The sequence below is a fragment of the Kitasatospora sp. NPDC059327 genome (genome assembly GCF_042752535.1).
Classification (GTDB): Bacteria; Actinomycetota; Actinomycetes; order Streptomycetales; family Streptomycetaceae; genus Kitasatospora.
Genome location: NZ_JBHYYB010000028.1, coordinates 43786 through 66713, shown reverse-complemented (window position 1 = coordinate 66713; position 22928 = coordinate 43786). Strand labels below are relative to the sequence as shown.

20 protein-coding genes and 1 tRNA gene are annotated in these 22928 nt (G+C 71.4%); 9 read left to right on the top strand and 12 right to left on the bottom strand.

Annotated features, from left to right (window positions below; genetic code table 11):
• Positions 1-39 precede the first annotated feature (39 nt).
• The 12 genes from ACFXHB_RS19050 to dnaA all read right to left on the bottom strand — a co-directional run bounded on the left by ACFXHB_RS19050 (position 40) and on the right by dnaA (position 15432).
• A complete protein-coding gene (locus ACFXHB_RS19050) occupies positions 40-168 on the bottom strand; it encodes a DLW-39 family protein (RefSeq protein ID WP_014137031.1) in 129 nt (42 codons plus the stop codon).
• 276 nt (positions 169-444) lie between these two features.
• Positions 445-759, bottom strand: coding sequence for a DUF6191 domain-containing protein (locus ACFXHB_RS19045; RefSeq protein WP_380575576.1), 315 nt, complete (start codon positions 757-759; stop codon positions 445-447).
• A gap of 118 nt (positions 760-877) precedes the next feature.
• A tRNA-Ile gene (locus tag ACFXHB_RS19040) sits at positions 878-954 on the bottom strand.
• Positions 955-970: 16 nt separating this feature from the next.
• On the bottom strand, positions 971-2356 hold the full coding sequence (locus tag ACFXHB_RS19035) for a class I SAM-dependent methyltransferase (protein WP_380575574.1): 1386 nt from the start codon (positions 2354-2356) through the stop codon (positions 971-973).
• Between the two features lie 267 nt (positions 2357-2623).
• Positions 2624-3370, bottom strand: a complete 747-nt coding sequence (locus ACFXHB_RS19030) for a DUF3566 domain-containing protein (RefSeq protein ID WP_380575572.1) — start codon at positions 3368-3370, stop codon at positions 2624-2626.
• Between the two features lie 150 nt (positions 3371-3520).
• Positions 3521-6121 (bottom strand): DNA gyrase subunit A, encoded by a 2601-nt coding sequence (gene gyrA, locus ACFXHB_RS19025; RefSeq protein WP_380575571.1) that lies wholly within the window; start codon positions 6119-6121, stop codon positions 3521-3523.
• Positions 6122-6177: 56 nt separating this feature from the next.
• Positions 6178-8202: a DNA topoisomerase (ATP-hydrolyzing) subunit B gene (gyrB, locus tag ACFXHB_RS19020; RefSeq protein ID WP_380575570.1), complete on the bottom strand. Its 2025-nt coding sequence runs from the start codon at positions 8200-8202 to the stop codon at positions 6178-6180.
• A 256-nt stretch (positions 8203-8458) separates the two neighbouring features.
• On the bottom strand, positions 8459-9043 hold the full coding sequence (locus ACFXHB_RS19015) for a DUF721 domain-containing protein (RefSeq protein ID WP_380575568.1): 585 nt from the start codon (positions 9041-9043) through the stop codon (positions 8459-8461).
• Between the two features lie 199 nt (positions 9044-9242).
• Positions 9243-10376, bottom strand: coding sequence for a DNA replication/repair protein RecF (gene recF, locus ACFXHB_RS19010; protein ID WP_380575567.1), 1134 nt, complete (start codon positions 10374-10376; stop codon positions 9243-9245).
• A 74-nt stretch (positions 10377-10450) separates the two neighbouring features.
• Positions 10451-11326, bottom strand: a complete 876-nt coding sequence (gene gnd / locus ACFXHB_RS19005; RefSeq protein ID WP_380575565.1) for a phosphogluconate dehydrogenase (NAD(+)-dependent, decarboxylating) — start codon at positions 11324-11326, stop codon at positions 10451-10453.
• A gap of 192 nt (positions 11327-11518) precedes the next feature.
• Positions 11519-12649, bottom strand: coding sequence for a DNA polymerase III subunit beta (dnaN, locus tag ACFXHB_RS19000; RefSeq protein ID WP_380575563.1), 1131 nt, complete (start codon positions 12647-12649; stop codon positions 11519-11521).
• 947 nt (positions 12650-13596) lie between these two features.
• The gene (gene dnaA, locus ACFXHB_RS18995; protein ID WP_380575562.1) at positions 13597-15432 is read right to left on the bottom strand and encodes a chromosomal replication initiator protein DnaA; all 1836 of its coding nucleotides are present in this window, start codon (positions 15430-15432) and stop codon (positions 13597-13599) included.
• Between the two features lie 442 nt (positions 15433-15874).
• Here dnaA and rpmH point away from each other — a divergent pair, with 442 nt between their 5' ends.
• The 9 genes from rpmH (at position 15875) to ACFXHB_RS18950 (ending at position 22811) form a co-directional block, all read left to right on the top strand.
• Positions 15875-16012 carry a 50S ribosomal protein L34 gene (gene rpmH / locus ACFXHB_RS18990; protein ID WP_148643823.1) on the top strand — a complete coding sequence of 46 codons (138 nt, stop codon included), beginning with the start codon at positions 15875-15877 and terminating at the stop codon, positions 16010-16012.
• Between the two features lie 18 nt (positions 16013-16030).
• Positions 16031-16459, top strand: coding sequence for a ribonuclease P protein component (rnpA, locus tag ACFXHB_RS18985; protein WP_380575561.1), 429 nt, complete (start codon positions 16031-16033; stop codon positions 16457-16459).
• A complete protein-coding gene (gene yidD / locus ACFXHB_RS18980) occupies positions 16456-16827 on the top strand; it encodes a membrane protein insertion efficiency factor YidD (protein WP_380575559.1) in 372 nt (123 codons plus the stop codon). Before rnpA ends, yidD begins: the two co-directional genes overlap by 4 nt.
• Positions 16824-17984, top strand: a complete 1161-nt coding sequence (gene yidC, locus ACFXHB_RS18975) for a membrane protein insertase YidC (RefSeq protein WP_380575557.1) — start codon at positions 16824-16826, stop codon at positions 17982-17984. The genes yidD and yidC overlap by 4 nt, the downstream gene beginning before the upstream one ends.
• Positions 17985-18069: 85 nt before the next feature.
• Positions 18070-18600 carry a protein jag gene (locus ACFXHB_RS18970; RefSeq protein ID WP_380575555.1) on the top strand — a complete coding sequence of 177 codons (531 nt, stop codon included), beginning with the start codon at positions 18070-18072 and terminating at the stop codon, positions 18598-18600.
• A gap of 179 nt (positions 18601-18779) precedes the next feature.
• Complete coding sequence (rsmG, locus tag ACFXHB_RS18965; protein ID WP_380575554.1) at positions 18780-19616, top strand: 16S rRNA (guanine(527)-N(7))-methyltransferase RsmG; 837 nt, start codon at positions 18780-18782, stop codon at positions 19614-19616.
• Between the two features lie 293 nt (positions 19617-19909).
• Positions 19910-20974 (top strand): ParA family protein, encoded by a 1065-nt coding sequence (locus tag ACFXHB_RS18960; RefSeq protein ID WP_380575617.1) that lies wholly within the window; start codon positions 19910-19912, stop codon positions 20972-20974.
• Positions 20971-22068 carry a ParB/RepB/Spo0J family partition protein gene (locus tag ACFXHB_RS18955; RefSeq protein WP_380575552.1) on the top strand — a complete coding sequence of 366 codons (1098 nt, stop codon included), beginning with the start codon at positions 20971-20973 and terminating at the stop codon, positions 22066-22068. The genes ACFXHB_RS18960 and ACFXHB_RS18955 overlap by 4 nt, the downstream gene beginning before the upstream one ends.
• A 125-nt stretch (positions 22069-22193) precedes the next feature.
• Positions 22194-22811, top strand: coding sequence for a GNAT family N-acetyltransferase (locus tag ACFXHB_RS18950; protein WP_380575550.1), 618 nt, complete (start codon positions 22194-22196; stop codon positions 22809-22811).
• Positions 22812-22928 lie beyond the last annotated feature (117 nt).

Here is a 22928-nt window from a genome sequence, read left to right as displayed (position 1 = left end):
CGCCTCCGAAGATCGTCGATCGTCAGATCGTCCGGGGCCTCAGCGACCGGCCGGGACCGGGTCGGTGGCCTCGGTCCACAGGTCCTGCTCGGCGCGGTCCGCCTGGACCTGACGGTAGACAAAGAAGCCGCCGAGGGCGACCAGGGCGACCAGGAGAAGCTTCTTCACCGCGGGACCTCGTCCTTCTTGCGTATCGGACTCAACAGCCGTGCCCCGACCGGATTGGCCGGGCCGACGAGTCCATGAGTTGTTACGAGCACGAACGGGCTGCCGGGTGCCAGACTGCCCTTGCGGCCGATGATACACACCGGTGTCCCAATCGTGACCAGCCACCGCTGCCGCCAACCAAGGCGTCCGGCCGCAGGATTGACGCCATACCTTCTGTCGTACGGTCGGCCCGCTCCGGACCGGCCCGGGGACCGCCCCCGGCGCGCCCCGGAGCGGTCACCGGCGGGACGGCGGGACCACCACGGCGGTACCGGAGGCCAGGTCCACCCTGGTCCGCGGCGGGGCGCCCTCGCCCTCCTCGTCCCGCAGCATCAGGGTGCTGCGCCGCTCGTCCAGCTCGTTCTGCTTGCCCGCCGCGAACTGCGCGTGCAGCTGCTCGAAGCCGGTCGCCGAGACCTGCCCCTCCCGGCCCGTCCCCCGCCAGGGGATCCAGCGCGACCTGCGCGCCCGCAGTGCCAGCTGGTCCACGAAGGCCAGCGCGACCAGCGCGCAGACCAGCCCGGGGATGCTCATCGCCCAGAACAACGCCATACCGCCACCATCCCTCCACCGCCCCTCCCCGCACAACCCCCGGAGCGGGCCCGGGGTTCCCCGTTGGCGGCGGGAACGCCGAAGGGCCCGGAGCGAGATCGCTCCGGGCCCTTCGCGGTGGTGGGCCTAACAGGACTTGAACCTGTGGCCTCTTCCTTATCAGGGAAGCGCTCTAACCGTCTGAGCTATAGGCCCTTGCCGCACTGAAAGATTAGCGGACCGACGGCCGATCTCCCAAATCCTGATCGGCGGGGGCCGCGGCGGCAGTCCGCTGGTGGGAAGCGGTGGGACGGCGGAGCAACCACTCCTCCCGGGTCGCCGGAAGGTGGGCGGCGCCCCCGGGGCCGGTCCGGACCGCGAGCACCTGGTTGATCCCGATCCGGTTCTCCTCGAACGCGAGGGCGGAGGCCGCCATGTACAGCCGCCAGACCCGGGCCCGGCCGCGGCCGACCAGCCGGACCGCCTCCGTCCAGTGCGCCTCCAGGTTGGCCACCCACTCGCGCAGCGTCAGCGCGTAGTGCTCGCGCAGCGCCTCGACGTCACGGACCTCGAATCCGGCCTCCTCCAGCCGGGCCACGGTGGAACCGACCGGGGAGAGCTCGCCGTCCGGGAAGACGTAGCGGTCGATGAACGGGCTGAGCCGGTACGCCTCCCCCGGGTGGTCGGGGCGGCGGGCGATCTGGTGGTTGAGCAGCCGGCCGCCGGGCTCCAGCAGGCCGTACAGCGCTTCGGCGTAGACCCGGTACTGCTCGGAGCCGACGTGCTCGGCCATGCCGACGCTGGAGATCGCGTCGAACGGGCCGTCCGGGATCTCCCGGTAGTCCTGCAGCCGGATCTCGACCCGGTCGGCCAGGCCGGCCTCCTCGACCCGCCGGCGAGCCAGCGCGACCTGCTCCGCCGAGATGGAGACGCCGACCGCCGTCACGCCGTAGTGCCGCGCCGCGTGCAGCACCAGCGAGCCCCAGCCGCAGCCGACGTCCAGCAGGCGCATCCCGGGGCGCAGGCCGAGCTTGCGGCAGATCAGGTCGAGCTTGGCCTCCTGGGCCGCCTCCAGGCTCTTCGCGGCGGGCTCCCAGTAGGCACAGGAGTACACCATCGACGAGCCCAGCACGAGCCCGTAGAACTCGTTGCCGACGTCGTAGTGGTGGCTGATGGCCGCGCGGTCCCGGCCACGGCTGTGCAGCCGCCCGCGGACCCTCCCGGCCTCCTCCGGCGGCGGGGTGGGCTGCGGCCCGAGCGCGCCGGCCCGCAGCAGGGCCGCCAGCACCCGGCGGCCCCGGGGACCGACCGCCTCGGCCGGGCCCAGCGCCAGCCCGCGGATCTCGGGACGCTCGGCGAGGTCCGCGACGACCGCCAGCACCTCGTAGAGGTCGGTGCCGGGGGCGAGCTCCAAGTCCCCCGAGACGTAGGCCCGGGCCAGCCCGAGCTCCCCCGGCTGCCAGAGCAGCCGGCGCAGCGCCCGCCGGTTGCGCAGCACCACCGTGGGCGCCCCCGGCGGCCCGGCGGCGCTGCCGTCCCACAGCCGCAGCCGCAGCGGTACCGGGACCCCCAGCAGCCCCTCCAGGGCCTCGACCAGTTGCCTTGCGAGCTGAGCCATCGCGCGCCTCCGTCCAGCCGAACCTGCACAGCCGTACCCGCCCGGCCGGTCGGACCGGGGGCGGCCTGCGGCGATCGGAAACTCGGCACGAGCGCGTCCAGCTAATCCCACCGCGGCGGACACCCGACCGGGCGGCACGCCGCGGGGACCGGCTGTCACCCGAAACGCCGACGGGCCCCGGAGGCTGCAACAGCCTCCGGGGCCCGCACATTCCGTCTGCGGACGAAGATATGACCGGGGGTCAGCCCCCGGACGGCGCGGCCGGGATCAGTCCTCCTCGGCCAGGGTCAGCTCGATGCCGCCGGTGAAGCCGGCCGCCGCGTTGTAGATGAACGCCGAGAGCGTGGAGAGCGCGGTCAGCAGCACCACGTCCACCACCGCGATCAACGAGGTGAAGGTCATCACCTTGCCGAACCCGATGTAGTCCATCAGGTTGATGCCGCTGTTGGCGGCCTCGCCGGCGGTGACCTCCTTGAGGGTCTTGCCCAGCGAGTCGAAGACCCCGAGCGAGTCCAGCGTCATCCACAGCACCGCCGCCGCGACGATGATGATGATCCCGACCGCCAGCGACAGCAGGAAGCTCACCTTCATCACCGACCACGGGTCGGCCTTGGTGATGCGCAGCCGGGCCTTGCGGGTCCGGCCGAGGCCGGAGCCCCCACCGGTCGGCGCGGGGCCGGGCCGGCGCGGGGCGCCGCCCGGGACGGGCGTGCCGCCGGGCGGGGTGTTGCCGCCCGTCCGGGTGCCCCGGGGCGGCGTCGGCTGCCCCTTGGTGTACGTCGTCGGCTGCGAGAACCCGTTCGCTCCCGGCGCCGTGCCCGGCGGCGGGGGAGTCGGCTGGCCCCCGTAGGTAGCTCCGCCGCCCTGGCCCGCCGCACCGACCGGTGGCATCAGCGAGGTGGACGCGGAGGGGTGCTCGGCCGGCGGCTGCGGCACCCCGTAGCCCCCGCCGCCCTGTGCTGCGCCCGGACGGCCGCCGGTGGCTCCTCCCGCAGCACCCGTGGCTCCACTCACTGGTCCTCCCGCACTTCCCACCAGGGCGGCGGCGCCGCCCTGCGTCGTCACTCGTCATCCAGCACCCGGCGGGATTGCCCGGAACCGGTCGGCGGCCGGTGCCGCCGCGCCCGTGAACGGACGCGACGGCACCGACCCGCGCGGTACGGGTCAGGCCCGGGCTTCCTCGCCGCCCGCCGTCTCCGTACCCTCGGCCATCTCGGTGGACTCGGCGTCGGCCGCCTCGTCCTCCAGCAAATCGTCCTCGGCCTCCGCGTTGCGGGCCATGCCCACCACCGCGTCGCGCTTTCCGAGGTTGATCAGTTGGACGCCCATGGTGTCACGTCCGGTTTCACGAACCTCGGAAACCCTCGTGCGGATCACCCCACCCGAGAGGGTGATCGCCATGATCTCGTCGGTGTCGTCCACCACCAGGGCCCCGACCAGCGAACCGCGGCCCTCGACGATCTTCGCCGCCTTGGTGCCGAAACCGCCGCGTCCCTGGATACGGTACTCGTCCACCCCGGTGCGCTTGGCGTAGCCGCCGTCGGTGGCGGTGAAGACGTACGTCCCCGGCCGGACCACGTTCATCGACAGCAGTTCGTCGTCCTCACGGAACGACATGCCCTTGACGCCGGAGGTGGCACGGCCGGTGGGCCGCAGCGCGTCGTCGGTCGCGGTGAACCGGATCGACTGGGCCTTGCGGGAGACCAGCAGCAGGTCGTCCTCGGCGGAGACCAGCTCGGCGCCGATCAGCTCGTCGTCCCGGCCCTCCTCGTCCTGACGCAGGTTGATCGCGATCAGGCCGCCGGAGCGCGGGGAGTCGTAGTCCTTGAGCGCGGACTTCTTCACCAGGCCGGCCCGGGTGGCGAGGACCAGGTACGGCTTGTCCTCGTAGGTGCGCACCGCCATCACCTGGGTGATGTGCTCCTCCGGCTGGAAGGCCAGCAGGTTGGCCACGTGCTGGCCGCGGGCGTCACGGCCGGCGTCCGGCAGCTCGTAGCCCTTGGCCCGGTAGACCCGGCCCTTGTTGGTGAAGAACAGGATCCAGTTGTGGGTCGTCGTCACGAAGAAGTGGTCGACGATGTCGTCCTGCTTCAGCTGGGCACCGCGCACGCCCTTGCCGCCGCGCTTCTGCGAGCGGTAGAGGTCGGAGCGGGTCCGCTTGACGTAGCCGCCGCGGGTGATCGTGACGACGATGTCCTCCTCGGCGATGAGGTCCTCGATGGAGAGGTCGCCGTCGGAGGGGATGAGGGTGGACCGCCGCTCGTCGCCGTACTTCTCGACGATCGCGGTGAGTTCCTCGGAGATGATCTCGCGCTGCCGGGCCGGCGAGCCCAGGATGGCGTTGTACTCGTCGATCTTGCGCTGCAGCTCGTCGTGCTCGTCCATGATCCGCTGGCGCTCCAGGGCGGCCAGCCGGCGCAGCTGCATCTCCAGGATCGCGTTGGCCTGGAGCTCGTCGATGGAGAGCAGCTCCATCAGCCCGCTGCGGGCGGCATCGGCGCTGGCCGAGGCCCGGATCAGCGCGATGACCTCGTCGATCACGTCCAGGGCGCGGAGCAGGGCGCGCAGGATGTGCGCGCGCTCCTCGGCCTTGCGCAGCCGGAAGGTGGTCCGGCGGACGATGACCTCGACCTGGTGGTTGACCCAGTGCCGGATGAAGGCGTCCAGCGAGAGCGTGCGCGGCACGCCGTCGACCAGGGCCAGCATGTTGGCGCCGAAGTTGGTCTGCAGGTCGGTGTGCTTGTAGAGGTTGTTCAGCACGACCTTGGCGACGGCGTCGCGCTTGAGCACGATCACCAGGCGCTGACCGGTGCGCGAGGAGGACTCGTCGCGGACGTCGGCGATGCCGGCGACCTTGCCGTCCTTGACCAGGTCGGCGATCTTCAGCGCGAGGTTGTCCGGGTTGACCTGGTACGGCAGCTCGGTGATCACCAGGCACTGGCGGCCCTGGATCTCCTCGACCTCGACCACCGCGCGCATGGTGATCGAGCCGCGGCCGGTGCGGTACGCGTCCTCGATGCCGCGGCGGCCGACGATCAGCGCGCCGGTCGGGAAGTCCGGGGCCTTGATCCGCTCGATCAGGGCCTCCAGCAGCTCCTCGTTGGAGGCGTCCGGGTGCTCCAGCGCCCAGAGCGCGCCGGAGGCGACCTCGCGGAGGTTGTGCGGCGGGATGTTGGTGGCCATGCCGACCGCGATGCCGGTGGCACCGTTGACCAGCAGGTTGGGGATGCGCGCGGGCAGGACGGTGGGCTCCTGCGAGCGGCCGTCGTAGTTGGCGGCGAAGTCGACGGTCTCCTCGTCGATGTCGCGCATCATCTCCATGGCCAGCGGCATCAGCTTGCACTCGGTGTAGCGCATGGCCGCGGCCGGGTCGTTGCCCGGCGAGCCGAAGTTGCCGTTGCCGTCCACCAGCGGCATCCGCAGCGACCACGGCTGGGCCAGGCGGACCACGGTGTCGTAGATCGACGTGTCACCGTGCGGGTGGTAGTTGCCCATGACGTCGCCGACGACGCGGGCGCACTTGTAGTAGCCCTTCTCGGGCCGGTACCCGCCGTCGTACATCGCGTAGAGCACGCGGCGGTGCACCGGCTTGAGGCCGTCGCGGACCTCGGGCAGCGCGCGGCTGACGATCACGCTCATCGCGTAGTCGAGGTACGACCGCTGCATCTCGGTCTCGAGCTCGATCGGCTCGACCCGGGACACGAACGTGTCGGTGGCGGTACTGGCGTCCGGCTGCTCGCCGTCGGGACGGTTGTCGTCGACCACTGGTGGTCAGTTTCCTTTCACGCGTGACTGGACTGTGCTGGCAGGGGCGGGCCCCGTCACACGTCCAGGAAGCGGACGTCCTTGGCGTTGCGCTGGATGAAGGAGCGGCGGGCCTCGACGTCCTCGCCCATCAGGACGGAGAAGAGGTCGTCGGCGCGGGCCGCGTCCTCCAGGGTGATCTGCTGCAGCAGGCGGTGGGCCTGGTCCATGGTGGTCACCCGCAGTTCCTCGGCGTTCATCTCGCCGAGACCCTTGAAGCGCTGGATCGCGTCGTCCTTGGGCAGCCGGCGACCGGCCGCGACGCCCGCCGCGATGGTGGCGTCGCGCTCGCGGTCGGAGTAGACGTAGTCGAAGTCGTCCTTGCCCCACTTGATCTTGTACAGCGGCGGCATCGCCAGGTAGACGTAGCCGGACTCGACCAGCGGCCGCATGAAGCGGAACAGCAGGGTGAGCAGCAGGGTGCGGATGTGCTGCCCGTCGACGTCGGCGTCCGCCATCAGGACGATCTTGTGATAGCGGAGCTTGGACTCGTCGTAGTCCTCCTGGATGCCGCAGCCGAAGGCCGAGATCAGCGCCTGGACCTCGGTATTCTGCAGGACCTTGTCGATCCGGGCCTTCTCGACGTTCAGGATCTTGCCGCGGATCGGCAGGATCGCCTGGACGCGCGGGTCCCGGCCCTGCTTGGCGGAGCCGCCGGCGGAGTCACCCTCGACGATGAAGATCTCGCACTCGGAGGGGTCCTTGGACTGGCAGTCGCTCAGCTTGCCGGGCAGCGAGGCCGACTCCAGCAGGCCCTTGCGGCGCGTCAGGTCCCGGGCCTTCCGGGCGGCCACGCGCGCGGTGGCGGCCTGGATGGACTTGCGGATGATGTCCGCGGCCTCGTTCGGGTTGCGGTCCAGCCAGTCGTTCAGCTGCTCGTGGACGACCCGCTGGACGAAGGTCTTCGCCTCGGTGTTGCCCAGCTTGTCCTTGGTCTGGCCCTCGAACTGCGGCTCACCGAGCTTGACCGAGATGATCGCGGTCAGACCCTCGCGGATGTCCTCGCCGGAGAGGTTGTCGTCCTTCTCGCGGAGCAGCTTCTTGTCCCGCGCGTAGCGGTTGACCAGGCCGGTCAGCGCGGCGCGGAAGCCCTCCTCGTGGGTGCCGCCGCCGTGCGTGTGGATGGTGTTGGCGAAGGAGTAGACACCCTCGGTGTACGAGGAGTTCCACTGCATCGCGACCTCCACCGAGATCGTCTTCTCCTTGTCCTCGGACTCGAAGTCGATCACCGAGGGGTGGATCACCTCGCCCTTGCGGGAGTTGAGGTGCGCGACGAAGTCGGCGATGCCGCCGTCGTACCGGTACGTGACGGAGAGCGGCCTGCCCTCCTCGTCGGCGTGCTCCGGGCGCTCGTCGGTCAGCGAGATGGTCAGGCCCTTGTTCAGGAACGCCATCTCCTGGAAGCGCCGGGAGAGCGTCTCGAAGGAGTAGACCGTGGTCTCGAAGATGTCCGGGTCGGCCCAGAACGTGACGGTGGTGCCGGTGCGGTCGGTGGACTCGCCCTTGACCAGGGCGGCGGTCGGCGCGCCCATCTTGTACTCCTGGGTCCACCGGTGGCCGTCCCTGTGGATCTCCACCGCGAGACGGGTGGAGAGGGCGTTCACCACGGAGACACCGACGCCGTGCAGACCGCCGGAGACGGCGTAGCCGCCGCCGCCGAACTTGCCGCCCGCGTGCAGCACGGTGAGCACGACCTCGACGGCCGGCTTCTCCTGCCCGGGGACGATGTCCACCGGGATGCCTCGGCCGTTGTCGACGACGCGGACCGCGCCGTCGGCGAGGAGCGTGACGTCGATGGTGTCGGCGTACCCGGCCATCGCCTCGTCGACGGAGTTGTCCACGACCTCCTGCACCAGGTGATGCAGGCCACGCTCACCGGTCGAGCCGATGTACATGCCGGGGCGCTTGCGGACGGCGTCGAGGCCCTCCAGCACCTGGATGTTGCTTCCGGTGTAGGTGCTCTCGGCCGCCTGCTCGGTCTGGTCTGGGGTCTGGCTGGGGTTGCCGGAATCGGCCACGAAGCGCCCTCTCTGGCACAGCACGGGCCGCATCCCCGCCCCGTGTGGGCGGGCGTGCGACCACGGCGTTTCGACTCGGTTGCCACTAGCAACAGTGTTTGGCTCTCAGTCTACCGGTAGGACTGACAGAGATGGGCTTTTGGCAGCCCCTGAGGGCAGATACGCCGCCCTGAATCCCCTCTGCACATGTCCCGATACTCGCCCCGGGGGCCCAGAGCGCCTGGAAGGGCCGTCAGGGGTTCCGGAAGATTCCGGTCCGCTCGATCCCGGGCGACCGCGGTCACCCCCAGGTGTCGCCCGGCCCCTTGCTCCCCGGCGCGCGCAGCCGGCCGTAGCCGCGGACCGGCGCGGCCGGGCCCAGCACCTTGATCGTCTTGACCGTTCCGCGCCCCAGCTCGTGGTTCAGCCGAGCCACCAACTGACGTGCCAGCCAACGCAGTTGGGTGGCCCAGGCAGTGGAGTCGCACTGTACGGTGAGCACTGCGGCCGCCTCGTCGTAGGAGGTGGGCTCACAGTGCGCCGAGATGTCCGGCCCGACGATCTGCGCCCAACGGCCCATCACCCCGCCGACCGCCGCCGAGGACTCCCAGCCGCGCTCGGTCAGCAGCCGGTTCAGCGCCGCCCCGAGCGGCACCGGGTCGCGACCGTCCGAGCGGGCCCCGCTGCGCAGCCCGTGCCGCTTCGCCTCGCGCTTCTCCCGGACCTGGTCGCCCCGCTGACGGGCCTGGGCGCGGGCGGCCCGCAGTGCCGAGCGCGCCAGGTCGGCGCCGGTCGGCGCCGCGTCGTCCGGCGGGGCGGCGGTGGGCTGGGCGCCGGCGCGTGCGAGGGCTCCCGGCTGAGGGGACGTCCCGGTCGGATCGCTCATGTCGATCTCCTTTCCCCAGCCTGTGGACAACGGTCGCGACGGCGCGCCGGTGAGCCGTCCAGCGTACGGGAGCGGGCCCGACCGATGGCACGCCGGGCACGCCGGACGGGTCGCAGGGCAGGTCGGTGGGTGCGGCGGAGCGGGGATCCGGCGGCGGTGTCGCGGATCAGCGGGACGGCGGGACGGCGGATCAGTGGGGTCAGGCGTCGACCCGGCGCACCGCGCCGTCGGCCACCGCGTACCGGGCCCCGGCCAGCGCCTTCGGCACGTCCTCCGCGACCGCCGCGGTGACCAGCACCTGCTCGCCCCCGGCGACCAGCTCCGCCAGCCGGTCCCGGCGGGTGGCGTCCAGCTCGGCGAAGACGTCGTCGAGGATCAGCACCGGCTCGCCGCCGTCGGCGCGCAGCAGTTCGTAGGAGGCCAGCCGGAGCGCCAGCGCGTACGACCAGGACTCCCCGTGACTGGCGTAGCCCTTGGCGGGCAGCGGTCCGAGCCGGAGCCCCAGCTCGTCGCGGTGCGGCCCGACCAGCGTCAGGCCGCGCTCGACCTCCTGCTTGCGGGCGGCCCGCAGGGCCTCCAGCAGCTGCTCCTCGGCCTGCTCACGGCTGGTCGGCAACTCGCCCTCGAAGGAGCTGCGGTACTCCAGCACGGTCTCGCCGCCGCCGGGGGCGAGTTGCCCGTAGGCGGCGGTCACCAGCGGCTGCAGGGAGGCCGTCAGCTGGATCCGGAAGGCCGTCAACTCGGCCCCGGCGCGGGCCAGATGGCCGTCCCAGACTTCCAGGGTGGAGAGGTCGGCGCCCTTGCCGCCGCCGGACCGGCGGGCCATCGCGGCGGTCTTCAGCAGGGCGTTGCGCTGTTTGAGCACCCGCTCGTAGTCCTGCCGCACACCGGCCAGCCGGGGGGCGCGGGCGGTCAGCAGCTCGTCCAGGAAGCGCCGGCGCTCGCCCGGGTCGCCCTTGACCAGGCTGAGGTCCTCGGGGGCGAACAGCACCGTCCGCAGCAGGCCCAGGACGTCCCTCGGCCGGACGTTGTCGGAGCGGTTGATCCGGGCTCGGTTGGCCTTGCCCGGGGTGATCTCCAGTTCGACCAGCGTGGTGCGGGCGCCGGCCACCACCGAGGTGCGGATCACCGCCCGCTCGGCGCCGAGGCGGATCAGCGGGGCGTCGGTGGCCACCCGGTGGCTGCCCAGCGTGGCGACGTAGCCGACGGCCTCGACCAGGTTGGTCTTGCCCTGGCCGTTGGGCCCGACGAACGCCGTCACGCCCGGGTCGAGCGGTACCTCGACCTGGGCGTAGGACCGGAAGTCGGCGAGCGACAGATGCGCGACGTGCATGGCTGTGGACTGCGCTCGCCTTCTGGGACGGTGGCCTTCCCGGGGGCTGCCCCGGGAAGGCCGGTCGTTCTCGGTTACTTCGACTCGACCGCGTGGCCGCCGAACTGGTTGCGCAGCGCGGCGATCATCTTCATCTGCGGCGAGTCGTCCTGGCGGGAGGCGAACCGCGCGAAGAGGGAGGCGGTGATCGCCGGCAGCGGCACGGCGTGGTCGATGGCGGCCTCGACGGTCCAGCGGCCCTCGCCGGAGTCGGCGGCCCAGCCCTTGAGCTTGGCCAGGTGCTCGTCGTCGTCCAGGGCGCGGACGGCGAGGTCGAGCAGCCAGGAACGGATGACCGTGCCCTCCTGCCAGCTGCGGAAGACCTCGCGCACGTCGGTGACCTCGGGGGCCGCCTCCAGCAGCTCCCAGCCCTCGGCGAAGGCCTGCATCATCGCGTACTCGATGCCGTTGTGGACCATCTTGGCGAAGTGGCCGGCGCCGACGGCGCCCGCGTGCACCGCGCCGAAGTCGCCCTCGGGCTTGAGCGCGTCGAAGACCGGCTGGGCCTTGGCCACGTGCTCGGCGTCGCCGCCGTACATCAGCGCGTAGCCGTTCTCCAGGCCCCAGACCCCGCCCGAGACACCGCAGTCCACGAAGCCGATGCCCTTGGCGGCCAGCGACTCGGCGTGCTTGATGTCGTCCGTCCAGCGGGAGTTCCCGCCGTCCACCACCACGTCGCCGGGGGAGAGCAGCTCGGCGAGCTCGTCCACGGTCGCCTGGGTGGCGGCCCCGGCCGGGACCATGACCCAGACCACGCGCGGGCCCTGGAGCTTGGTGACGAGCTCCTGGAGGCTCTCGACGTCGGAGATGTCCGGGTTGCGGTCGTAGCCGATGACGGTGTGGCCGGCGCGGCGGATCCGCTCGCGCATGTTGCCGCCCATCTTGCCGAGACCGATGAGGCCGAGCTCCATGACCAAGTCCTTACCTGTGGTGACGTGCCTGCCTGCGGCGCCGTTGCCGCGCTGCCTTGAGCCTACGCGCTGAAGCGCGAGGGCCTCCCCGTGGTCGGGCCGACCGGGGGAGGCCTTCCACAGGCTGTGCGCACGGCCTGTGGGTACGCGCGTGACGACGGCGGGGCGGCCGGAGCCGCCCCGGGCCGGCGGTCAGCCGGAGAGGCGGACCGGCATGATCAGGTACTGGTAGGCCTCGTCGGCCTCGGTGTCCACCGAGGCCTTGCCGCTGAGCAGCGCCGGCTTGGTCGGCGTGGTGAAGCTCAGCTGGGCGTAGGCGGAGTCGATGGCCTTGAGGCCCTCCTCCAGGTAGCCCGGGTTGAAGGCGATCGAGATGTCGTCGCCCTCCAGGTCCGCGTCGATCCGCTCGGTGGCCTGGGCGTCGTCGCCCGAACCGGCCTCCAGCGTCAGCACGCCCTGCTCGAAGTTGAGCCGCACCGGGGTGTTGCGCTCGGCGACCAGCGAGACGCGCTTGAGCGCCTCCAGGAAGGGCTGGGTCTGGATCGCGGCGACGGCGCTGAACTCCGTCGGGAAGAGGCTGCGGAACTTGGGGAACTCGCCCTCCAGCAGCCGGGTGGTGGTCCGGCGGCCGGCGCCCTCGAAGCCGATCAGGCCCTCGCCGGCGCCGCCCGAGGAGAGCGCGATCGAGACGGTGTCGCCGCTGCCCAGGGACTTGGCGATGTCCTGCAGGGTCTTCGCGGGCACCAGGGCGACCGCGGAGATGTCCGGCTGCTCGGGCTTCCAGAGCAGCTCACGGACGGCGAAGCGGTAGCGGTCGGTGGCGGCCAGGGTGATCCGGTCGCCCTCGATCTCGACCCGCACACCGGTGAGCACCGGCAGGGTGTCGTCCCGGCCGGCGGCCACCGCGGCCTGGCTGACCGCGGAGGCGAACACGTCACCGGAGACGGTGCCGGTCGCGGTCGGCATCTGGGGCAGGGCCGGGTACTCGTCCACCGGCAGGGTGGGGAGGGTGAACCGGGAGCTGCCGCAGACCACGCTGACCCGCTGGCCGTCGGTGGAGATCTCCACAGGCCTGTTGGGAAGGTTGCGCGAGATGTCGTTGAGCAGCCGGCCGGACACCAGCACGGTGCCGGCCTCCTCGATGTCGGCCTCCAGCTCGACCCGGGCCGAGACCTCGTAGTCGAAGCCGGACAGCGCCAGGCTGCCCTCCTGTGCCGTCAGCAGCAGGCCGGCCAGCACCGGCACCGGCGGCCGTGCCGGGAGGCTGCGGGCAGCCCAGGCCACCGCCTCCGCGAGGACGTCACGCTCCACCCGGAACTTCACCGGTAACCGCCTCCTGGATCGAGCGCTCCCGCTCGCAAAGTCTGGTTCTACTGATCTTGGTCGTCGGTGCGGCCGACCGCCGAGCTGTGCCACTCCGCGTCCAGTCGCCAGAGGACAGTCTGACGTACTCCACCGACAGACGGGGCAGACGGGCGGAAGCAGACCGAACAGATGTCGGGGAGCGGTTGTCCACAGATTTCGGCCCCACCTGCTTTCAAGCGTTTCGATGGGTCTATAGGTGTAGTGGTAGTAGTAGGGCCTGTGGAAACCGTGGATAACCCTGTTTGCGCAGGTCAGGCCCGGTTTTTTGTCCACAGTGGGTGTGGACGGCAGCTGTGGACGAACAGGGCCCGCTGTGGACAGCGGAGCGTTACCCACAGGGCACATTGGGTATCCACAGGTTATCCCCAGCGCTGTCCCCAGATCCGGGCCCGGTTATCCACGGGGGCCGGTCAACATTTCGTGACGCCTTTCACACCAGGGCATGAACGCCGGCCCACGGTTGTCGAACTGTGGACGCCGCTGTGGACAACCTGGGGATAACCGCCGCTTCCCTGGGGACAAGCGGTGGACAACTCGAATGGCCCACTGACGGCCCGCCAGTTGTCCACATCCTGTGGATAACCGTTGTGCACAAGTCCACAGGCACCTGACCTGCGCGGAAGAGCGTAGCGGCGCGCAGCCTGTGGAGGAATTCTGGATAACTCGCAGGCCCCGGGCCTGTGGACGGTGGAGAACCGGCCCCGCCTGTGGACAACGGCCCTGCGCACCCGGGGTGTTCGAACCATCGGTCGGATGTTCGGCGCGGGCGGCGGGCGGGCTGAGCGTCCGTCGGGGCATTCCTGCCCAGCCGACCGGCGGTACACACCTGTGGATACGCCGAAAGGGCGTCAGGATCGCTCCTGACGCCCTTCCAGGGGGTGCGTGGCGGCCCGCGGGCCGGCCGGCTAGCTCTTGATGCGGTTGGTCAGTTCGGTGACCTGGTTGTAGATCGAGCGCCGCTCGGCCATCAGCGACCGGATCTTGCGGTCGGCGTGCATCACCGTGGTGTGGTCGCGCCCGCCGAACTGCGCGCCGATCTTCGGCAGCGAGAGGTCGGTCAGCTCCCGGCAGAGGTACATGGCGATCTGGCGCGCCGTCACCAGCACCCGGCTGCGGGAGGAGCCGCAGAGGTCGTCCACACCCAGCCCGAAGTAGGCCGCGGTCTGCTGCATGATGACCTGCGCGGTGATCTCGGGGCCGGCGTCCTCGTCCCCGCCGGGGATCAGGTCCTTGAGGACGATGCCGGCCAACTCCAGGTCCACCGGCGCCCGGTTGAGGTTCGCGAAGGCGGTGACCCGGATCAGGGCGCCCTCCAACTCCCGGATGTTGCGGGTGATCCGGGACGCGATGAACTCCAACACGTCGGCGGGAGCGTTCAGTTGCTCCTGGATCGCCTTCTTGCGCAGGATCGCGATCCTGGTCTCCAGCTCCGGCGGGGTGACGTCGGTGATCAGCCCCCACTCGAAGCGGTTCCGCAGCCGGTCCTCCAGCGTGATCAGCTGCTTGGGCGGCCGGTCGGACGAGAGGACGATCTGCTTGTTCGCGTTGTGCAGGGTGTTGAAGGTGTGGAAGAACTCCTCCTGCGTGGACTCCTTGCTCGCGAGGAACTGCACATCGTCCACGAGCAGGATGTCCATGTCCCGGTACCGCTTGCGGAACGCGTCCGCCTTGCCGTCCCGGATCGAGTTGATGAACTCGTTGGTGAACTCCTCCGAGGACACGTAGCGCACCCGGGTCCCCGGGAAGAGGCTGCGCGAGTAGTGCCCGATGGCGTGCAGCAGGTGGGTCTTGCCCAGCCCGGACTCGCCGTAGATGAAGAGCGGGTTGTACGCCTTGGCCGGCGCCTCGGCGACGGCCACCGCCGCCGCGTGCGCGAACCGGTTGCTCGCGCCGATGACGAAGGTGTCGAAGAGGTACTTGGGGTTCAGCCGGGCCGCGGGCTCGTCCTTGCGGGAGCCGCCGGCCGGGGGAGCGCCGGGCGGCGCCGGCACGCCGGGGACGGCCTGGCGGTCGGGCGCTCGCTCGGGGCCGGGCTTCTCCGCGGGGCGGCCGGGGGCCGGGCGGCCGCCGGGGCCGCGCCGGCCGGCGGCGGTCCGCGGGTGCTCGCCGGGACCGGGGCCGTAGGCGCCGCCGAAGAGGTCGCCCTGGGTGGTCGCCGAGGGGCCGGGCAGCTGCCGGGGAGCCGGGCGCTGGGCGGGCGGCTCCTGCTCGGGGTAGCCGGCACCGTGGTCGGGGTAGCCCTGGTGGCTCTCCCAGGACTGGCTCTGCGGCGGCGCGCCGTAGCCGCCCGGCCGGCCCGTGCCGTACGGGGGGGCCGGGTGCTCCTGGTAGCCGCCGCCCTCGTACTGGTCGTGCTCGTACTCGGACTCGTAGGGGCGCTCGTAGCCCTGGTGCCCGTAGTCGCCGGCCTCGCCGCGCTGGTACGGCTCGGCGCCCGGCGGCTCGTCGTGGGCCGGCGCGAGGGTGGTGGGGACGGCGTTGGCGTCGACCATCACCGCGATCCGGACCGGGCGGCTGAGTTCACGGCTGAGGGCCTCGGTCAGCTGGGGCAGCAACCGCCCCTCCAGCACCTGCTTGGCCCGCTCGTTGGGGGTCGCCAGCAGGGCGGTGTCGTGCATCATCCACATCGGCTGGGTGCGCTGCACCCACTGCTTGTCCATCTCCCCGACGTCCGGGTCGCCGACCAGCCGCTCGACGACTCTCGCCCAGACCGGGACGAGGTCGCTGTTGACATCAGCCACTGGTGCACGCTTTCTCGGTTCCCCGCGGCTCCAGCAGGGGTGGTGGATCAAGAGACTGTGGATCTGTGTCCGTTGACGAAGAACAAAACCAGACAAGTCCTGCAACGGTAGTCAGCGAACAGAGCTGGATCAAGTCGTTGTCCACAGGCTGTGGGCGACGCAGGCCCCCGGCCCGGTCCGGACCGTCCGGCGCGGACGGCTGGTTTGACCCTCGTGCCCCGTCCCGCGTACCGTAACCAGGTCGAGTTGTCGATGGCCGCTGCCGCATGTCCGCGGGTCCACCCGCTCCATAAGGCGCGCAGCACGGGCGCCGTGGATTGCCCTGAACCCCAGCCGAACTGGGAGGACGGGTCGGATTTCCGTATCAGGGGAGATCACGCGGACGCACGGTGACGGCCAAGCGACCACCCGTCATCCTACGATTCACCTCAGGAGCCCCCGAGTGAGCAAGCGCACCTTCCAGCCGAACAACCGTCGCCGCGCGAAGACCCACGGCTTCCGGCTGCGTATGCGTACCCGCGCCGGCCGTGCCATCCTGGCCGCCCGCCGTGGCAAGGGCCGCAGCGCCATCTCCGCCTGATCCGCGCCAGAGTCTGTTGTGCTGCCCTCCGAGAATCGGCTGCGGCGGCGCCAGGACTTCGCGACCGCGGTGAAACGCGGTCGCCGGGCCGGCCGGCCCCTACTGGTCGTCCATCTCAGCAGAGACGGCGACCCCGTGGGGCAGGCCGACCGGACCAGCGACTCCCGCCCGCACGTCGCCGAGGGGACTCCTTCGGCGCGTGCGGGTTTCGTCGTGAGCAAGGCCGTCGGTCCGGCGGTCGTCCGTAACCTGGTCAAGCGCCGACTGCGCCATCTTGTCCGTGATCGTCTGTCCAGGCTGCCCGCCGGTAGCCTGATAGTGGTGCGTGCGCTGCCCCAGGCCGCGTCCGCCTCGTACCAGGACCTCGAACGCGACCTGGACGCGGCGCTCAAGCGGCTGCTGAAGGCGGAACCCGCCGCCACGGCGCCGACGGGAGCAGGTCGATGAAGTACCTGCTGATGGGTCTGATCAGGGTCTACCAGTGGACCATCAGCCCACTGCTCGGTCCGGTCTGCCGCTATTACCCCTCCTGCTCGCACTACGGCTTCGAGGCCGTCAAGGTGCACGGGGCGGTCAAGGGCGGCGGCCTGACCGCGTGGCGCATCCTGCGCTGCAATCCGTGGACGCCCGGCGGGGTCGATCATGTTCCGCCGCGCAAGCACCCGGTGTGGCACCGCCGGCTGCGCGACCTGCTGAGCCGCGGGTCCGCCGCCGGACCGCCGGTGACCACGCCCCCCGCCGGTCCGGACCCAGAGGGCCCGGCGACCATTGGTCCCGTGGGGCCGATCCCAATGTCCAAGGAGCCTGACCGGTGACCTTCTCCTTCCTGAACCCCCTGTACACAGCGGTGTCCTGGATCATCGTCCAGTTCCACTCGCTGTACAGCCACGTCTTCGACCCGAACGGTGGCTGGGCCTGGGGTCTTGCCATCGCCTCGATGGTGGTCGTCATCCGGATCTGCCTGATCCCGCTCTTCGTGAAGCAGATCAAGGCGACCCGGGCCATGCAGGCGATCCAGCCGAAGATGAAGGCCATCCAGGAGCGCTACAAGAACGACAAGCAGCGCCAGTCCGAAGAGATGATGAAGCTGTACAAGGATGCGGGTACCAACCCGTTCTCCAGCTGCCTTCCCATCCTCGTCCAGGCGCCGTTCTTCACCGCCCTCTACGGTGTGCTCGCCAAGGTGGCCGACGGCAAGCCGATCGGCGTCATCGACGGCACCCTGCTCGACTCCGCCCAGCAGGCGCACATCTTCGGCGCCCCGCTGTCGGCGACCTTCGTCGGCAGCAGTGATGTCAGCGTCAAGATCGTCGTCGCCATCATGATCATCCTGATGTCGCTGTCGCAGTTCATCACGCAGCGCCAGCTCATGACCAAGAACGTGGACCTCACGGTCAAGACGCCGTTCATGCAGCAGCAGAAGATGCTGATGTACGTCTTCCCGATCATGTTCGCCGTGATGGGCATCAACTTCCCCGTCGGTGTGCTGGTCTACTGGCTGACCACCAACGTCTGGTCGATGGGCCAGCAGCTGATCGTCATCCGGAACAACCCGACGCCCGGCAGCAAGGCGTGGGACGAGCGCCAGGTCCGTCTGAAGAAGGCCGGCCGCATCAACCCCGACGGCTCGGAGATCAAGGGCGCCCTGTGGGGCATCCTGCCCCCGAAGAAGACGGCCACGTCCGCCGCCGCCGTCGTCGAGGACGCGGTGCAGGTGCGTCGCCAGCAGCCGCGCAAGCAGACCAAGTCGCAGCGCCAGCACACCGGTGCCGCGCCGGCGGCCAGCCTGACCAAGGACGCCCCGGCCCCGGCCGAGGAGCCCGAGGCCGCCGTTCCGGCCGAGTCCGGCAGCGCCAAGCCGACCGCGACCAGGCCCGCCGGGGCCAAGTCCGGCCCGGCCCGGCAGCAGGGCACCCGGCAGCAGTCGAAGCGCGGTGGGCAGGGCGGCCAGCGGCCGAAGAAGAAGTCCTGACCCGATCGGCCCCGGACCGTCCCAGCGGCCCCCTGAACCTCGTTCCCGGCCCACCACTCGGGCCCATCCCCGAAGGAGTCCATCAGTGACGGAAGGCACCACCTCCGCCGTCGAGGTCGAGGCCGCTTCCAGCGCCGACGAGAGCCTCATCTCCCGTCTGGAGCAGGAGGGCGACATCGCGGCGGACTACCTGGAGGGTCTGCTCGACATCGCCGACCTCGACGGGGACATCGACATGGACGTCGAGGGCGACCGTGCCCTGGTCTCCATCGTCGGCGAAGGCAACGACCGTTCGCTCCAGCGCCTGGTCGGCCAGGACGGCGAGGTGCTGGAGGCCCTGCAGGAGCTGACCCGGTTGGCTGTCCACCGGGAGACCGGCGAGCGCAGCCGCCTCATGCTGGACATTGCGGGCTTCCGCGCCCGCAAGCGCACCGAGCTGGCCGAGCTCGGGGCCCAGGCCGCGGAGCAGGCCAAGAGCTCGGGGGAGCAGGTCAAGCTGCGGGCGATGACGCCCTTCGAGCGCAAGGTCGTGCACGACGCCGTCGCCGCGGCCGGTCTGCGCAGCGAGTCGGAGGGCGAGGAGCCCCAGCGGTGCGTGGTCGTGCTGCCGGCCTGAGCCCGGGGAAGTCGATGACCGGCCGCTTCGGCGACCGGTGACCTTCAGAGGACTCGACCCCGTCCGCCTCGTGCGGGCGGGGTCGTCGTCCCTTCGCGGGGCGCAGGCCCGGCGAGATGTGTTTCACGTGAAACAGTGCGGAGAGCGGGTCGGTGGATCCGGGGAGCGGAGAGGTCGAGATGGACACGGAGAGCGCGGCTGCCGATGAGCCGGCGGCGGGTGCCGGCGGTTCGGCCGCTGAGGGCCCGGGCGTCGAAGGCGTGACGGCCGAGGGGCCGGCCGAAGCCCCGGCCGTCGCCCGGGAGGTCTTCGGCGACCGCTACGAGGCGGCGGTGCGCTACACCGAGCTGCTGGCCACCGCGGGCGTCCAGCGCGGGCTGATCGGCCCTCGTGAGGTGCCCCGGCTCTGGGACCGCCACGTGCTGAACTGCGCGGTGCTCGCCGAGCTGCTGCCGCCCGGGTCGACCCTGTGCGACGTCGGCTCCGGGGCCGGGCTGCCCGGCATCCCGGTCGCGCTGGCGCGTCCGGACGTCTCCGTGACGCTGCTGGAGCCGCTGCTGCGCCGGACCACCTTCCTGGAGGAGGTGGTCCGCGAGCTGGGTCTGGAGAACGTCACGGTGCTGCGCGGCCGCGCCGAGGAGATGGTCGGCAAGCTCGCGGTGGACGTGGTGACGGCGCGGGCGGTGGCGCCGCTGGACCGGCTGGCCGGCTGGGGCATGCCGCTGCTGCGCCCGCACGGCCAGATGCTGGCGCTCAAGGGCGACAGCGCCGAGCAGGAGCTGGCCGATTCGCGAGCCGGGCTGGCCAAGCTCGGCGCGGTCGAGTGGACGGTCATCTCGGTGGGCGAGGGCACCCTGGAGACCTCGACCCGGGTGATCCAGGTCAAGGCGGGGGAGAGCCCCGGCGGGGTGAAGGCGGCGACCCGGCGGGCCAAGGCCGCCCGGGCCGGGCGCAACGCCGGAGCCGCCGCGCGCACCGGCGAGCGTGGCCGGAGCGGACGGCGCCGCAGCCGCTGAGCGTAGCCGGGCCCTGAGCGGGCGGGTGGTCCCCGAGGGCCACCCGCCCGCTTCGTGTTTCCGGCGCCGCGGCGATCGCGGAGTCGGGTGGTGCGGGGAGCGGCGCGGCGCCCGCCAGGGGTGGTGCGGCGGCCGGCCGGGGGTGGTGCGGCGGGCCGTCATGACGCCCGGGTGACGGGTGGGGGCCGTCGGGGTGACTCCGGGCCACCGGAGTGTCGCACCGTCAGATTTCCGACATTGCGGGCATGGTGTTTCACGTGAAACGTCGCGCGCTGCTTTCCGACAGTCTCGACCTGCGGCTGCGCCGCGGGCTTGGTCTCTTCCGGGCGGCGACTGTCGCCGCTCCGGTTTCACGTGAAACACTGACCCCCATGCAGGACTCGGAGACCATCGACCAGATCGATGACACGCCCATCGCGCGTGCCGCCCAGGCTGCGGTACAGGCGATCGGCCGAGCGGGTGAGGGACTTCCCCGGCCCGCCGCCACCCGGGTGATCGTGGTCGCCAACCAGAAGGGCGGGGTGGGCAAGACCACCAGCACCGTCAATATGGCCGCCTCGCTCGCCATGCACGGACTGCGCGTGCTGGTGGTGGACCTCGACCCGCAGGGCAACGCCTCCACGGCGCTCGGTATCGACCACCACGCCGAGGTGCCGTCGATCTACGACGTCCTGGTGGAGGGCAAGCCGCTGGCCGACGTGGTGCAGCCGGTGGTGGACGTCGAGGGGCTCTTCTGCGTCCCCGCCACCATCGATCTGGCCGGCGCGGAGATCGAACTGGTCTCGCTGGTCGCCCGCGAGAGCCGGCTGCAGCGGGCCATCGCCGCCTATGAGCAGCCGCTGGACTACATCCTGATCGACTGCCCGCCCTCGCTCGGCCTGTTGACCGTCAACGCCCTGGTCGCCGGCCAGGAGGTGCTGATCCCGATCCAGTGCGAGTACTACGCGCTGGAGGGCCTCGGCCAGCTGCTGCGCAACGTCGAGCTGGTCCGCGCGCACCTCAATCCCACGCTGCACGTCTCCACCATCCTGCTCACCATGTACGACGCCCGGACCAGGCTGGCCGCCCAGGTGGCGGAGGAGGTCCGGACGCACTTCCAGCAGGAGGTGCTGCAGACCGCGATCCCGCGCTCGGTCCGGATCTCGGAGGCGCCCAGCTACGGTCAGACGGTGCTCACCTACGACCCCGGCTCGACCGGTGCGCTCTCCTACCTGGAGGCCGCCCGGGAGCTGGCGATGCGGGCGCCGGGCATCGGCGGCCCGGTGGTCGGTCAGCAGCGCGCCGGTCAGCAGCAGGGCAGCGAGCCGGGGCAGAACGCCCCGACGGCACAGCACGGTACGACGGAGGGCAATCGGTGAGTGGTCGCAGGGGTCTGGGACGAGGACTCGGGGCGCTGATCCCGGCTGCCACGCCGGCGGTCGGCGGGGCGGCGGTACAGCCCGCGGTGGCCCCGTCCGGGCCGGCCTCGGTGGTGTCCACCGGGACGGTGTCGCCGGTGGCGGTGCCGGTGCTGCCGACCGGTCGTGGCACGGTGGCGGCGAAGGCCGCCGCCGAGAGCCTGCGGGAGCTGGCGGTGGAGGCCGCCGGATCGGCCCTCGCCCAGGTGGACGGGGCCCGCTTCGCCGAGCTGCCGCTGGACTCGATCACGCCGAACCCGCGCCAGCCGCGCGAGGTCTTCGACGAGGACAAGCTGGCCGAGCTGGTCGCCTCGATCAAGGAGGTGGGCCTGCTCCAGCCGGTCGTGGTGCGCCAGGTGGCGCCCGAGCGCTACGAGCTCATCATGGGCGAGCGGCGCTGGCGGGCCTGCCGGGAGGCGGGGCTGGAGCAGATCCCGGCGATCGTCCGGGCCACCGAGGACGACAAGCTGCTGCTGGACGCCCTGCTGGAGAACCTGCACCGGGCCGAACTCAACGCGCTGGAGGAGGCGGCCGCCTACGACCAGCTGCTGCGGGACTTCTCCTGCACCCACGACGAGCTGGCGGACCGCATCGGTCGCTCGCGTTCGCACGTCTCCAACACCCTGCGGCTGCTGAAGCTCTCGCCGGGGGTCCAGCGCAGGGTGGCGGCCGGCACGGTGACGGCCGGCCACGCCCGGGCCCTGCTCGGGGTGGCGGACGCCGAGCAGCAGGAGGAGCTGGCCCGGCGGATCATCGCCGAGGGGCTCACGGTGCGCAACATCGAGGAGCTCGTCACGCTGCTGAGCGGCCAGGAGTCGAAGCCCAAGCGCGCGACCGGGCCGAAGGCGGGCAAGCTGCTCTCGCCGGCCTTCAACGATCTGGCGAGCCGGCTGTCGGACCGCTTCGACACCCGGGTCAAGGTGGAGGTCTCGCAGCGCGGCGGCAAGTTGGGCAAGGGCAAGGTGGTCCTGGAGTTCGGCTCGGTGGAGGACCTCAACCGGATCCTGGACAGTCTGGCGCCGGGTGAGGACGGGCTGCGGCTGTCGCAGGGCTGAGCCGGGGCCGACGACGGATCTCGACGGGTGCATGTTCCACGTGAGCGGGTGTTTCACGTGAAACATGCACCCATCGGCGTTCGGGGGGAATGCTCGACTGTGGAGTGGACGAGGAGGTGCGGGGCATGGGACGCCGGATCGTTCCGCTGACGCTGGACAACCTCGACGACCTGCCGACGACCTGCCGCTCCTGTGTGTTCTGGGAGCTGGATCCGGTCACCGGCCGGGCGGCGGTCGAGTCCGGGAAGCCGGAGCTGGAGAAGGAGGGGTGGATCTCCGCCGTGCTGCTGGAGTGGGGTTCCTGCGGCCGGATCGTCTACGTGGACGACAACCCCGCCGGCTTCGTGCTCTACGCCCCGCCGGCGTACGTGCCGCGGTCGCAGTCGTTCCCGACCAGTCCGGTCTCGCCGGACGCCGTCCAGCTGATGGTCAGCCGGGTGCTCCCGGGCTACCAGCGGCAGGGGATCGGCCGGGTGCTGGTGCAGACCGTGGCCAAGGATCTGATGGGGCGTGGCGTGCGGGCGATCGAGGCGTTCGGCGCGGTCGGCCGGCAGCCGACGAGCTGTGTCCTGCCGGCGGATCACCTGCTGGCGGTCGGCTTCAAGACGGTCCGGCCGCACCACCGCTATCCGCGGCTGCGGCTGGAGGCCCGGAACACGCTCTCCTGGCGCGGCGACGTCGAGGGCGCGCTGGAGCGGCTGTTGGGCGGGGCCCGGAAGGAACCGGCGTTGCGGCCGTTCTGAGCCGGCCGGAACGGCCGCGACGGGCGGTCGCCACCGACGACGACGGCGGCGCTCCCCGGGGGGGGGGGGGGCCCCCCGGGAGGGAGCGGGCGGGGCGCGGATGGACTAAGCCCGCGC